This is a genomic window from Paenibacillus alba, assembly GCF_013204855.1.
Lineage (GTDB): Bacteria > Bacillota > Bacilli > Paenibacillales > NBRC-103111 > Paenibacillus_E > Paenibacillus_E alba.
Map to the genome: position 1 here is coordinate 22894 of NZ_JABMKZ010000003.1, position 12929 is coordinate 35822.

The window sequence follows — 12929 nt, forward strand, 5'->3', positions numbered from 1 at the left end:
AGGAACATAATGAAAACCTATGACTTAGAACGCTTTAAAGGGATAACGATTGCCATGTATTCAAGCTATAACGAGGCAGGTGACATTGATCAAAAAGCTGCGCGACAACTAGCGCGTTACTATGCCAAGTCAGGTGTCAAAGGGCTGTATGTAGGAGGAAGTTCAGGAGAAGGCATGCTGCAATCGGTGGAAGAACGCAAGCAAATGTTGGAGTCTGTTGTGGCAGAAGTTGGCCAAGAGCTGACGATTATCGCGCATGTCGGTGCTGCTGCTACCCGTGACAGTGTAGAGCTGGCTCGCCATGCCGAAGCTGTAGGGGCTCATGCGGTGTCTGCTGTGCCGGCCATTTATTACCGGCTATCGCCTCAAAGTGTGGAAACACATTGGCAAGAGATCGTTGACAGTACCGATCTGCCATTCATTATTTACCATATTCCACAAACGACGGGCTTCCAATTATCGAAGAGTCTTCTCGTCAAAATGGCGGAACAAGACAAAGTCATCGGTGTCAAAATCTCAGCCGAAAGCACCTTTGAGCTGCAGCAGTTCAAGGCTGCCGGAGGGAAAGATTTCTTGGTCCTTAATGGTCCTGACGAACAATACTTGGCTGGGCGAAGCATAGGCGCAGATGGAGGAATCGGCGGTACTTATGGCGTTATGCCTGAGCTTTTTCTGAAAATCGAAAGCTGCTATGTCCAAGGGCAAATGGCCGAGGCTCAGAAATGGCAGTTTATCGTTAATGAGCTTATAGTCGAATTGCTATCCTTCCCATCCTTATATGGAGCTTGCAAAGCTATTTTAAAACTTCGTGGCTATGATACCGGCGAACCAAGGCTGCCGCTGCTGCCCATCCCAGCTTCTGAATTGAAGCGTGTAGAGAAATTAAACCAGCGGATCTTAAGCTATATTTCGCAAGCTGAAGGGGTCGTACAAGAATGAACGGACCTCGCGATATTTTTACGGTCAAAGGATTAATTGTCTCTTGTCAGGCGCTTGCTGATGAGCCGCTTCATGGTGGAGATACGATGGCCAAAATGGCAAGAGCAGCGGTAAGTGCGGGTGCGATAGGCATTCGGACGAATGGAGTTGTCGATATTGTCAAGATCAAACAAGAGGTGGATGTGCCTGTCATTGGTCTTATCAAAAAGGATATCGAAGGGTCGGACATATTCATTACGCCAACGATAGATGAAGTGAAGGCAATTGTGATGGCAGGAGCGGACATTGTTGCTTTGGATGTGACGGATCGAGAAGGCCGATTGGATGCAGTAAAACCGCTCATTGCCTATGCCCACGAGATGGGGGTCGCCGTTATGGCGGATATTTCTACACTGGATGAAGGACTTGCAGCGGAGCAATTGGGTGTGGACTACATCGGCACCACCCTTTCCGGCTATACCTCTTACAGCAGGCAGGCTGAGGAGCCGGATTTTGAGCTGCTTCGGCAGTTAGTAGAGAAAGTGAAAGTCCCTGTTGTTGCTGAAGGACGTATTTGGACACCAGAGGATGCCGCTAAAGCGTTGGCAACTGGGGCAGCCTACGTCGTGGTGGGGAGCGCCATTACTAGGCCGCAATTAATTACCGCACGTTATGTTCAAGCATTGCGCAATCTTTAGGGGCAGGGGGATAATCCATGGAAATGAACCTTCATGATCCGGATTCGGACTATGCCATTGGTGTTGATATCGGCGGAACGAAAATTAATGCCGGTGTAGTCAATTCGCAGGGCGAGGTGCTGCACACCGTCAGCCTAGCGACATGCGCCGGTCAGGTGAACACCGCCGATCGCGTGCAGCAAGCCATTCAACAATTGATTGCTGAAGCAAGTGCGAAGCAGCCAAATCTTCGCTACAAAGGAATTGGCGTAGGCAGTGCCGGTCAAGTCGATTGGGAGGAAGGCAGCATTCGTTCAGCTTCCGATATCCTCCCCGGCTATGCGGGGACTCCACTTCGCAGCTTGCTGCAGAAGTGGTTTGCGTTGCCAACGATCGTGGACAACGATGTAAACGTATTGGCTTTGACAGAGAAGCATCTTGGAGCAGGCAAAGCTGTGGATCATTTCCTTTGTCTGGCGCTGGGGACTGGCGTTGGCGGAGCTATTGTTGTGAATGGTCAACTGGTTCACGGGTGTTGGGGAGCAGGGGGAGAGTTAGGCCACCTGTCCGTAGATTTTAACGGTCTGCCCTGCCTTTGCGGTGGGATCGGCTGCCTTGAGCAGTATGCGTCAGGAACGAATATAGCTCGGCGTATGCTGGAACGGCTGGCGCAAATCGGAAGCCGGGAGGAATCATTGGATTCTCGCATGGTGTTTGCGCGCTGGCGGGCAGGGGATGTTACGGCAACGGAAATTATGAATGAGACGATAGCTGCGCTTGGCGCCGCAATGGCGTCATTCATCCATATGTTCAATCCGGCATTAATCGTGATTGGCGGCGGGGTCGCTGAGGCGGGGGGGCCGTTGCTCGATGGGATCCGGAACGAAGTGACACGCAGATCCATGCCTTCGATGCGAGAGGGCGTTCAAATCGAATTGGCGTACCATGGCAATTGGAGTGGGATGATTGGCGCTGCGCTGCAAATCTGGGAGTATCCTTTCGTTAAGGCATCGAGCCTGCGTTGAGGTAGGCTGAGCCAGCCCAAAAGGCAGTCTCAGCAGGGGGAAAGCACCGAATCCGCTCTGAGCCTGCCGAAAAGGCAGGCTCAACTGGCGGAAAAGGCCGCATCCCCGCAAATGCAAGCTGAGCTAGCCAAAAAGGCAGTCTCAGCGGGGAGAAAGTGCCGAATCTGCTCTGAGCCTGCCGAAAAGGCAGGCTCAACTGGCAAAAAAGGCCGCATCCCCGCAAATGCAAGCTGAGCCAGCCGAATTTGCGAAAGCCAAAAGAAACCAAACCTTGGTAAAATGGAAGCGTCGAGCAACCATTGAACTCGGAGCGGTTTTTTTGGTTTTCTTTTGGTTTTCTTTTGTACGTACTAATATAGTAAAAAAAGGCCAAGCGGCCTCTATTATTATTAGCTGCTAAGCATGGACAACCTGCTTGAGTTCCAGTTTGACTGTGGTCAAATAGGTGAGCTCAGGTGTTGAGAAAAAGTCTGCCAAGCGCCGAAGTCGCATGTAAATCGTGCGTAAAATAACGGAATCCATTTCCGTGATCATACTCCGATTCGCGATATAATCCTGCATGCTTACCTTGATCAGGTAGTCGCTGTCGCGCAACTCGGCAGATCTTTGCTTATTTGAAAGGTCTCCGGGATTCAGGGAATATGTCGTTTGCCGGAGAGCGCTTTGATAAAGTTCGAGGCAAGCTTTGGAGATATGTACGAATCTTTTGGCTCCTATTGCATCCGTTACAGCAAGTAATTGATTTTTTGCATCCAATGAGCTTTTCTTCAAATAAACGATTTCGTGAGGGGCAATGCCCTCTGTCAGTAGACGAATAATGATTGCATCCTGCGGGTTGATGCACCGAGTCTCAATAAAATGGATTTTTTCTAGTGTAAGAATACGAAATCAGCATCCCTTCAAATAGGTGTAAGTAGTTGTTTTCAGCAACTTTTCATTGTGCTTTCAGTAATAAGCAACTATATATACTATGCGAAGGCGGAGGCAGTTATGACTATTTCTTAATGGTGCAGAAAAAGATTGCAGTTGGAAGAGCGAGGATAAGAGGGGGCTGCATACGTCGGTTGGATATGCATGTTGTGCATGCAGCTGCAAGTGTGGACTTGGATATTACAATGTCGTAATGATTGCTTTCAATTCTTTGATAAACTCTTTGCAAGCGAGGGATTGATGGCGCCCTTTTAATCGCAAGGTGCTGAAGATAACATCCATATCCTCGCCAGTGATTTCTAAGGGCACAATGCTGCCTGTTTGAACATAAGGATCATATTTTAAGCCAATTTCCGTATAAAATCCAATGGCAATACTCTCGGCAATGATTCGTTTGGACGCTTCTGAATTCCCCAGCTTGAATAAAATATTAGGCTCTCCATACTTTTTCAACTTGTTAATGAGAAATTCCGAATTTAAGAGAAGGGGTTGATGAACAAGCTCTTCGAATGAAAGGCTTGTCCGATGAGCAAACTTTGAGTTTTTCCCCACACAGGCCATGATCCGGCTCTCCAGCAAAAATTCTCTGATGAACGTCGTCGTCCGATCTTCATAATTCCGAGACTCAGCAATTAATCCAATATCCACTTTGCCAGATTGAACTTCTTGTTTAATTTGGGGATAATCCAGCACCGTCATGACAAGTTCAACGCCCGTGTGTTTCGCTTTGAATACAGCTAAGGTTGGAGGCAGCACGCTTAAACATAAGCTTGGTACGGAAGCGATGGAGAGGGATCCTGAGAGATGGTTGGCTTGAAATCCGGCCGTCTCGCGGAGTTCCTCTACTTTATGAATAATTTCTTCCGCTTTGCTAATGATTAATTTGCCTTCTTCCGTCGGGACGGCCCCATAACGTGAACGATTAAATAACTTGACGCCAAGTTCATCTTCCAAATTGACAATAGCTTGGCTAATATTGGGCTGGGAGACGTGCAGCTTTTCGGCGGCAAGGGAGATAGAGCCAGTTTGATTAATCTCAATCATATAGATCAGTTGTTCAATCCGCATAGTTCTCCTTTATTGGGAAGCTATTTGATGACGTAAATATATCCCAAAAGCCGATCCTAAGCAATGATAGAGAAGCCCTATTTTAAGAGACGCCGTATTCTACATTCCGTATGCTTTGCTCCTTCATTTGAGCTTTATTGACCAAACGAGACAGCAAGACGCTTATTTCATACAAGGCGAACAAGGGAATAGCGACCATAAGGTGAGAGATTAAATCAGGCGGAGAGATGAGACTGGCTGTGACCACAAGCAGAAGATAGGCGTATCTGCGAAACTGATGAAGCAGCTTTGGATTCAACACTTTCAGCCTAGTAAGAAACATCACGATGATGGGGAGTTCAAAAGCTGTGGATAATGGCAGGATAATATTCAGCATGAAGCTAAAATATGGGGCAACCCCGTAGGTTTGGGTTAAACCAAGGTTCTCGGTAATGGAGACCGTGAAGGCCATGCACATCGGGAAAACAATAAAATAGGAAAATGTTAAACCGATGATGAAGCACAATAAGCTATAAGGAATATAACGGAGTGCAGCAGTTTGTTCTTCCTTGGTCAGACCTTGCTTAACGAAGCCCCAGATTTGATACAGGATAAAAGGCAAGGTAAGAGTGAGGGAAATGACAAAAGCAATCATCATATAGAGGCGAATGCCATCCATGGGGGAAAAGACATGCCAAGCCATATCCGATGCCGGCGGAGTTTGCTTGAAATAGAGGAGAATCTTACGGGCGGCCAAAAAGCCAGCAATCATGGTTAAAATAAGTACGATCAGCACGCGAATGATGCGTGTTCGCAGTTCAGATAAATGTTGGGTGAGAGACATCATTTCTTTGATTGGCATCACAGACACCTCCTGAGCTAGGGGTAGATATCGCTATAATGAACTTAGCATCCAAGCATACGCTTTAATTCAACCGTATGGTAGCCATTGGTTAACTTTGTGTGAATGTCCATAATGGTCTGAATATCCTCGAACGAATATTTCCGAACGCCTCCTTTGCTTCTATCTGGGAAAACGAGTTTGCGATCCTCATAGTACCGAATCTGTCTCTCCGATAATCCTGTCAATTCGCTTACCACACCGATCTGAATCACTTTCTTCTTCGTCATCGACATAGGCATCATCCAACCTTTCTGTTATGTTAGATAAAATGACTTTAATGTGACGTTTGTGTGAGATAACTCTATCACCAAAGCCTTGATTTGATCAAATAAGCCGTTCTTATCTAGGTATAATTATAATTTATGTAATGTAATCTTACATGTAATGCTGACGGATACGTCATCTGCTGGTACGGTTAAGGAGCGGTTTATCCTAACTTAATCGAGGAGATGGAAGCATGGAGAAGACACCGATCAAAGAAAATGAGATTACACGTAGAGAATTTTTAACTACAGTCGGCAAAATAGGAGGGTCAGCCGCACTTTTTAGCGTTATGGGAACATTGGGTCTGTTATCTCCGGAAACGATGAAAGCGGCGGATTACACCCCGCCTTCCGGTTTTGATCTCACTTCAACGAACCGTAATGGGAAAAAGGTTATCATTCTAGGTGCAGGGATTGCTGGCATGACGGCTGCTTATGAGCTGGGTATGGCAGGGTATCAGTGCACGATTTTGGAAGCCAGAGCTCGCTCAGGCGGTAGAGCTTGGTCTGTTCGCCGAGGGACAACCGTAACGGAGCTTGGAGGCAGCAAGCAGGTTGCGCGTTTTGATAATGGGATGTTTTTCAATGCAGGGCCGATGCGGATCCCGCAGTTTCATGTGACGCTGGATTATGCTCGTAAATTTGGCGTTGCGATCGAGCCATTTAACAATGTGAATGAGAGCGGCTATTACTATAACGAGAATGTGGGCGAGTTGTCGGGCGTGAAAGTTCCCAAACGTCAAGCGAAAGCGGATGTGAGGGGGTATGTGGCCGAGATGCTGGCTAAGGCAGTCAATCAGAAGGCGTTGGATCTGCCGCTAACTACAGATGAGAAAGCGAAGCTAGTGACTTATTTGAAAACGGAAGGGGATCTGAATGCGGATCTGTTCTACAAAGGCTCAGAAAGAGCTGGCTATACAGAGGAACCAGGCGGGAAGTTCGATTCGGGTGTGCGCAAAGATCCATTTAGTTTAAAAGCCATTATTAATTCCGGTTTTGGACAATTTTTTAGCAGCGAATACAGCTATGATCAACAAATGATGATGTTCCACCCGGTTGGCGGGATGGATCAAATTGCCAAAGCCTTTGAGAAGCGGGTCGGAGACCGCATTGAATTCCATGCGGAAGTACAGGAAATTAAGCAGTCTTCCGACGGGGTGCGTATTCTATACAAAGATTTGAGCAGCGGCGCAGGCAAGGAAGTTGCCGGAGACTTTTGTATATGTACAATTCCGCTGCCTGTCCTTAAGGATATTAAGGCAGATTTCTCTGCTGAAATGTCAACGGCGATTTCCAAAATCAGCTACGCCTCCGCCGGCAAAATTGGTCTCCAATTCAAACGTCGATTCTGGGAGGAAGACGAGTACATCTATGGCGGAAGCTCGCTGACGAATATGGATATTTCCAGTATTTATTACCCGCCGAACGATTATTTTGCCAAAAAAGGCATCCTGTTAGGTTATTATGCTTTCGGTGGCAATGCTGACAAGCTTGGTAAAATGACGCCTGCCCAAAGGGAGGATTATGCTTTAAGCCAAGGGGCCAAAATTCATCCCCAATATTATCAAGAGTTCGAAGCTTCTTTCTCTATCGATTGGAAGAAAATCAAATATAACTTGGGCGGATGGGCTTCTTATACGGCGGATGACCGCAAAACGTATTACCCAACGCTGTGTAAGCCGGATGGCCGAATCTACTTGGCTGGCGAGCATATCAGCTATATCACTGCTTGGCAAGCTGGCGCTATTGAGTCTGCAAGGAAAGTGGTCACTGAAATTCACGAGCGTGTCATGAAAGAGTAGACGATTGAGGAGCGATGAACGATGATGATAACGAAAAAAGTGAAGACAATTGCGGCAGTCACGATTGGTTCATGCCTCATCTGTGTTAGCGCCTATGCGGCTGGCGCGGAAAAGTCCAGCAAGTATCCAGCGGAGCCGATTAATGAAGTGGAGTTTTATGGAAGTCCTGCCTCCTCCATATCTTCCGGTGTATCCGTCCCGGCCGGCTCAGCTTCTTTATTCACAAGCGGAACGGTGCCTCCTGTTTTGAATAAAGAGGGTAAAACGGTGTATGAGCGTTACGGTGACACGAAAACGCAAGGAATTGGCATTCTGAAAGAAATTGAGAAGCAGTTGAAAGAGAAGGGACTTACGCTTGCCGACGTTGCTTATCTCCGCGTCTATATAACGGCGGATGCTGCCAAAGAAGGCAAATTCGACTATCAAGGCTGGTTTGACGCTTATGCGCAATTTTTCGGCAATGAAGCGAATCCTGTCAAGCCGGCTCGTTCCACGGTTGGTGTCGCAGGTCTCGTTAGCGCCGATTGGCTTATTGAGATTGAAGCTGTAGCGGTATATCCGAAACGCCATAATCAAGACTAACGAAACGGAGATGATGTGTTTATGCTGCAAAATATTGGGTTTCCAGGTCTCATGCTAATCTTAGTTGTTGTTCTTGTCTTGTTTGGACCCTCCAAGCTGCCAGAGCTTGGTCGCGCAGTAGGCCGTACGCTGCATGAGTTTAAAAACTCAGCCCGGGAGCTTGTCGGCGAGGGCAAAGAAGTGCCTGAACACATCGAACCTTCCGATAAACGGATGGAGAAATCCAACGTTTAGCCCATGATCCGTTAGCCTGTATCCAGGAATGCTCCCAAGCTGGCGAGCAGTTGGATGCAGGCTTTTTTCATGCGTAAAAAACACTGGAAAGCCTTGGATTTACACAATCATTCCTGGCACAGTTGTGGTAAAGTGTGCTCACGATGGAACGTCCAAATCATTCCATTATCCGGAGTCTGGAGGGATGGCTGTTGAAGTTAAGCACAAGTGTTGATGTAAGGAAAGAACCATTTCATCTCAATCACTATAAGTGTTGTCGCAAGCAGGCTTGGGAAATTTATCATGCTCATCCTTGTATGGAATTTCTATTTGTCTTCGAAGGTCATGGAACTGTGGAAGTGAACAAGCAATTGCTCAGCATAGAACCTGGTACATTGCTTGTATTTCAGCCGTTTCAACTGCATCGCATACAAATGAAAGGACCTTTCATCCGTTCCATCCTCATGTTTGATCCATATAAGCTGGATGGTGCGCTGCTGGCTTTTAACGGTATCCGCAAATGGTTTAACATTCTTTGGAAGAAGGAATTAACATGTCAAGCTTTGCCGCAGCAACAGCATGTTGCCAATCTGTTTGAGAATTTGAATACAAAGCTTAAGAACGTTCCCGCTAACAAGCAGCAAGAAGAATTTATCCTCTGCCTGTTGTCTATTCTTCGGCATCTTGAGCCGTATGAGAAGGAAATTTATAAAGGCAAGGAAGATGCGGGCAAACCGCGTTTCAGTCATACAGCCATGCAAATGATCGAGTGGATTGAGCTTCACTACAAAGAGAAATTTGATCTGAGCAGGATGTCTGAGGACCTACATTTGTCTACGTATTATTTATCACATATGTTTCGGCAGTCGACAGGCAGCTCCATCACGGAGTTTATTATCTCGCGCAGATTAAAGGAAGCATGCCTGCTGCTTGAAACGACAACGAAAACGGCGAGCTTCATAGCTCAAGAGGTTGGATTTCTGAATGGCTCCTATTTCTGTCGGGTGTTCAAAGCTGTCTTAGGAATAACACCCAGAGTTTACCGCATGCAGCTCTAAATAACCGCAACACAGTGCAAATTTAGGGCAATAGACTGGCACATGGATGCTTTGCAATCTTTTATACTGAGAAATGTAAGCGTTGTCCAAAATAGAACTTATAGGAGGAATGATTCGTGTGATCAAACAATTCGCAAGTTTCACAGGTAGATCAGGGGTGATTACCTTGATATCATCCTTAATCGTTATGGCCGTCCCGACGGTTGCCAGCGCAGCTACGACTACGCTCAGCCCATCGGATGATTCTTACGTGCACCAAGGGAATGCGGCTTCCAATTTTGGGACAGCGACATCGCTCTATGTCAAAAATGATCCTAGCGCAGCTCGCCTTACCTTTCTGAAATTTAACCTAACAGGCTTGACTGGGGTGACAAGTGCCAAACTGCGTATTTATGGCAGCGCTTCCTCCTCGACTGTGCTTTCGGCTTATCAGACGACGGACAGCTGGACACAGTCAGCCATCACTTGGAATAACAAACCAGCGGTTGGCAGTTCCGCAGGCAGTGTACCCATTAACACAACAGACACATACAACGAGATTGACGTGACTTCCTACGTAACGGCAGAAGCAGCTGGGGATGCAGTTGTTTCGTTTGCCTTGCAAGAAAGCGTAGGGAAATATACAACGCTAAACAGCAGTGAAAATGCTGCGAACAAGCCGCAGCTTGTCGTCGTGAGCGGCGGAGGTACTACGGGAGATACGCAGGCGCCTACGGTTCCGACGGGATTGACAGGCACGGCAGCGTCCAGCAGTCAAATTAATTTGAACTGGAGCGCTTCTTCCGATAACGTTGGCGTGACCGGATATGATGTGTACCGGAATGGCGTTTTCCTCAAAAGCGTCAGCGGCACTTCGACCAGCGACACGGGTTTAACCGCCTCAACCGTTTATAGCTATTATCTCAAAGCGAAGGATGCAGCCGGGAATGTTTCGGCACAAAGCAGCAGCATTAATGTTACAACAACTGGAGGAACAGCACCGCCAAGCTGCTCGAATGCCCTGAATACAACAACGGCTATTCAAAATGCCCTGAAAAATGCGACGGCTGGCACGGTCATTTCCATTGCGCCAGGCACTTATGTCGGCAATCGTTCAACCAGCGGTGATCCAGGCGGGCAAGGTCTATTTTTCTCCGATAAAAATGGAACGTCCGCCAACCCCATCATCTTGAAAAGCTGTGATGCCGCCAATCCCGCTATCCTGAAAGGGGCGAATGTGAACGATGGTTCCTACGGGATTCACTTGACCGGTGACTACTGGCAAATTCGCGATATCGAAGTGACGAATGCGCAAAAGGGGATCATCATTGACAATGGGAACCGCAATCTTTTGAACAATGTCAACGTTCACAATGTAGGGGATGAAGGTGTGCATTTCCGTGATGGAAGTTCCTACAATACGCTGGAATATTCGTTGATCTACGATACAGGGAAGTATCAGGCGGGTTATGGCGAAGGCGCTTATGTAGGATCAGATTCCAGTTCCAACTACGAGCATGTGGTGACAGGCAATGTCATTAGCCATACGAATTTCAATGGCGGCATTACGGCTGAGCATATTGATGTCAAAGAAGGCGCCAGCGGTACGATTATTGAATATTGCACGTTTAACGGAACCGGCATCAGTGGTGAGAACAGCGCAGACAGCTTTGTTGATGTAAAAGGAGTAAATACGATTGTTCGCTATAATCAAGGCTATCGTAACGGCAATGCGAACATCCTGGATGCTTTCCAGGTTCGCACGCATGGAACTGACTATGCAACGGGCACGAACAATTCGTTTAACAACAATACGGTAAACTTGGACAATTCGAGTGGATATGTCGTCTTTGCGACAAGCGCGGCAACGGGTACAAAGGCAGTGAATGATACGCGTACAGGCGGCGGAAATTTATACAACAACAACGTGAACTAATGGCATCATAGGGAAGGGCCGGGGCGGCAGCGCTCCGGCTTTTTGGTGTGGAAATTCTTTTTCATATCGACATTGTGTGAGGAGTATGGGAATATGAAGGAATGAGAGAAATTTGGAGGGCGGCTATGGATCATTTCAGTAAACCTGTCGCGCTTGTGACAGGCGCATCGAGTGGATTTGGCCTCTTGACAGCTATAGCTTTAGCTCGAAAGGGGTATCAGGTTGTTGCGTCTATGCGTGATCTTGGCAAAAGCGGACTTTTGCTCGAACAAGCGGAACAAGTTGGCGTCAAGGACTGCGTGGAGACGGTGCAGATTGATGTGACCAATCATAGCTCGATTGAACAGGCTGTTTCTGATATCATGTATACATATGGAAGAATGGATGCGCTTATCAACAATGCAGGTTATGCTGTTGGCGGCTATGTGGAAGATGTGCCAATGGACGCGTGGAGAGCGCAGTTCGAAACGAATGTATTCGGCGTCATCGCGATGACCAAAGCCGTCCTTCCTCACATGCGCGTACAGAAATCCGGCTGTATTGTGAATGTAAGCAGCGTGAGTGGACTCTCCGCTTTTCCGGGCTATGCGCCATACAGTGCATCGAAATTCGCAATTGAAGGCTTTAGCGAGTCGCTTCGCCTAGAAATGCTGCCTTTTGGTGTTCGTGTCGTATTGGTGGAGCCCGGCGCTTACAAGACCGACATTTGGCGAAAAGGATTCGAGGCTGTTCATACTACGGAGGAATCTCCGTATTGGAAGCTGCTCAGCCGAATGCTGATCTATTCTCGCAAAGCCGCAGCCCATGCGCCTGATCCGCAGGAAGTCGCTGATGAAATCGCCAGGATTGTGGACAATCCTCGTCCTAAGCTGCGATATCCGCTGGGGCGGGGCGTGAAGCTGGGGCTGCGGGCAAGAAGTCTTTTGCCATGGAAGTGGTATGAAGGCGTGTTACAAAGGGTGTTGAAATGAAGCAAAAAGCAAAGCAGATATGTTGAGGAGTGAAATGAATGTCTCGCAAGTGGGAAAGAATGGTTAGTAAAAACTCGAAAAAAATCAACAAGGATCGCTCTAAAAAGGGGATTGCACCTATTTCCACAGATCCGGATCGCCCTGAAGTATTTAAAGGCCGCAGCATTATGCTTGCGCTGTTTTTTATACTGATTTCGATCTTTTTGCTTGCCACGTTGACGAAAACAGATGGTGATACCATGTATTGGTATACGACTTCCGCTTATTTGGTTGTTGGTGTTTTTATCTATTTTGTTCGTCGGCCTTATTTGAAAGTTTCGAAGACAAGCCTCTCCAAGAGAGGGCTGGCCAGGGAGCTTGTGCTGACGCCAAGTCATATCAAAGAGATTGTTTATTCGCCAGGCCAAGTCATTATTGACTTGAACGGCAAGTCACCGCGCTGGGTATATACCAAAACGTTGAATCGGTTCGACGTTGCGGCAATGGCGGGAAGATTGAAGAAATTCGCCGAACAGAACCAGATTTCATTTGTAGATAAAACGGTGTAAGCCGAACTTGCAAAGCCACCAAGAAAGCCTCTACTCCGTGTGTTCCAAGCCTGGGGATGGAGGTCTATTTTTTGCA

General features: G+C 47.3%; 14 protein-coding genes. 10 read left to right on the forward strand and 4 right to left on the reverse strand.

The annotated features are described in order from the left end of the window. Positions 1 to 9 precede the first annotated feature (9 nt). From HQN90_RS03655 to HQN90_RS03665, 3 genes are read left to right on the forward strand one after another with little or no spacing between them, the layout of a single operon-like run. Positions 10 to 939: a dihydrodipicolinate synthase family protein gene (locus tag HQN90_RS03655; protein ID WP_173216525.1), complete on the forward strand. Its 930-nt coding sequence runs from the start codon at positions 10 to 12 to the stop codon at positions 937 to 939. Next, complete coding sequence (locus HQN90_RS03660) at positions 936 to 1616, forward strand: N-acetylmannosamine-6-phosphate 2-epimerase (protein ID WP_173216526.1); 681 nt, start codon at positions 936 to 938, stop codon at positions 1614 to 1616. Before HQN90_RS03655 ends, HQN90_RS03660 begins: the two co-directional genes overlap by 4 nt. Before the next feature lie 17 nt (positions 1617 to 1633). Further along, a complete protein-coding gene (locus HQN90_RS03665) occupies positions 1634 to 2620 on the forward strand; it encodes an ROK family protein (RefSeq protein ID WP_173216527.1) in 987 nt (328 codons plus the stop codon). 396 nt (positions 2621 to 3016) lie between these two features. Here HQN90_RS03665 and HQN90_RS03670 read toward each other — a convergent pair whose 3' ends face one another. The 4 genes from HQN90_RS03670 to HQN90_RS03685 form a co-directional block, all read right to left on the reverse strand. Next, positions 3017 to 3376 (reverse strand): hypothetical protein, encoded by a 360-nt coding sequence (locus tag HQN90_RS03670; protein ID WP_173216528.1) that lies wholly within the window; start codon positions 3374 to 3376, stop codon positions 3017 to 3019. 354 nt (positions 3377 to 3730) lie between these two features. Continuing rightward, entirely contained in the window at positions 3731 to 4618 is an 888-nt protein-coding gene (locus HQN90_RS03675) for a LysR family transcriptional regulator (RefSeq protein WP_173216529.1), read from the reverse strand. 82 nt (positions 4619 to 4700) lie between these two features. Then, positions 4701 to 5459 carry a twin-arginine translocase subunit TatC gene (gene tatC, locus HQN90_RS03680; RefSeq protein WP_173216530.1) on the reverse strand — a complete coding sequence of 253 codons (759 nt, stop codon included), beginning with the start codon at positions 5457 to 5459 and terminating at the stop codon, positions 4701 to 4703. Positions 5460 to 5503: 44 nt separating this feature from the next. Next, the gene (locus HQN90_RS03685) at positions 5504 to 5734 is read right to left on the reverse strand and encodes a MerR family transcriptional regulator (protein WP_173216531.1); all 231 of its coding nucleotides are present in this window, start codon (positions 5732 to 5734) and stop codon (positions 5504 to 5506) included. Between the two features lie 224 nt (positions 5735 to 5958). Between HQN90_RS03685 and HQN90_RS03690 the strand changes: the two genes are divergently transcribed. From HQN90_RS03690 to HQN90_RS03720, 7 genes are all read left to right on the forward strand, one after another. Continuing rightward, positions 5959 to 7566, forward strand: a complete 1608-nt coding sequence (locus HQN90_RS03690) for a flavin monoamine oxidase family protein (RefSeq protein ID WP_173216532.1) — start codon at positions 5959 to 5961, stop codon at positions 7564 to 7566. A 21-nt stretch (positions 7567 to 7587) separates the two neighbouring features. Continuing rightward, entirely contained in the window at positions 7588 to 8148 is a 561-nt protein-coding gene (locus HQN90_RS03695) for a RidA family protein (RefSeq protein ID WP_326075011.1), read from the forward strand. Between the two features lie 21 nt (positions 8149 to 8169). After that, positions 8170 to 8382, forward strand: a complete 213-nt coding sequence (gene tatA, locus HQN90_RS03700) for a twin-arginine translocase TatA/TatE family subunit (protein WP_173216533.1) — start codon at positions 8170 to 8172, stop codon at positions 8380 to 8382. Positions 8383 to 8573: 191 nt separating this feature from the next. Further along, positions 8574 to 9419 carry a helix-turn-helix domain-containing protein gene (locus HQN90_RS03705; RefSeq protein ID WP_173216534.1) on the forward strand — a complete coding sequence of 282 codons (846 nt, stop codon included), beginning with the start codon at positions 8574 to 8576 and terminating at the stop codon, positions 9417 to 9419. A 118-nt stretch (positions 9420 to 9537) separates the two neighbouring features. Beyond that, on the forward strand, positions 9538 to 11334 hold the full coding sequence (locus HQN90_RS03710; RefSeq protein ID WP_216855196.1) for a CBM96 family carbohydrate-binding protein: 1797 nt from the start codon (positions 9538 to 9540) through the stop codon (positions 11332 to 11334). Positions 11335 to 11459: 125 nt separating this feature from the next. Next, on the forward strand, positions 11460 to 12305 hold the full coding sequence (locus HQN90_RS03715) for an SDR family oxidoreductase (protein WP_173216536.1): 846 nt from the start codon (positions 11460 to 11462) through the stop codon (positions 12303 to 12305). Between the two features lie 38 nt (positions 12306 to 12343). Continuing rightward, entirely contained in the window at positions 12344 to 12853 is a 510-nt protein-coding gene (locus HQN90_RS03720) for a methyltransferase (protein ID WP_173216537.1), read from the forward strand. The last annotated feature ends 76 nt before the right edge of the window (positions 12854 to 12929 follow it).

Excerpts from the sequence above, each read along its gene's own strand:
- HQN90_RS03690 (WP_173216532.1), top strand. The coding sequence starts at position 5,959 with ATGGAGAAGACACCGATCAAAGAAAATGAGATTACACGTAGAGAATTT.
- HQN90_RS03715 (WP_173216536.1), top strand. The coding sequence starts at position 11,460 with ATGGATCATTTCAGTAAACCTGTCGCGCTTGTGACAGGCGCATCGAGT.
- tatC (WP_173216530.1), bottom strand. The coding sequence starts at position 5,459 with ATGCCAATCAAAGAAATGATGTCTCTCACCCAACATTTATCTGAACTG.
- HQN90_RS03695 (WP_326075011.1), top strand. The coding sequence starts at position 7,588 with ATGATGATAACGAAAAAAGTGAAGACAATTGCGGCAGTCACGATTGGT.
- HQN90_RS03675 (WP_173216529.1), bottom strand. The coding sequence starts at position 4,618 with ATGCGGATTGAACAACTGATCTATATGATTGAGATTAATCAAACTGGC.
- HQN90_RS03685 (WP_173216531.1), bottom strand. The coding sequence starts at position 5,734 with ATGTCGATGACGAAGAAGAAAGTGATTCAGATCGGTGTGGTAAGCGAA.
- HQN90_RS03720 (WP_173216537.1), top strand. The coding sequence starts at position 12,344 with ATGTCTCGCAAGTGGGAAAGAATGGTTAGTAAAAACTCGAAAAAAATC.
- tatA (WP_173216533.1), top strand. The coding sequence starts at position 8,170 with ATGCTGCAAAATATTGGGTTTCCAGGTCTCATGCTAATCTTAGTTGTT.
- HQN90_RS03655 (WP_173216525.1), top strand. The coding sequence starts at position 10 with ATGAAAACCTATGACTTAGAACGCTTTAAAGGGATAACGATTGCCATG.
- HQN90_RS03660 (WP_173216526.1), top strand. The coding sequence starts at position 936 with ATGAACGGACCTCGCGATATTTTTACGGTCAAAGGATTAATTGTCTCT.
- HQN90_RS03665 (WP_173216527.1), top strand. The coding sequence starts at position 1,634 with ATGGAAATGAACCTTCATGATCCGGATTCGGACTATGCCATTGGTGTT.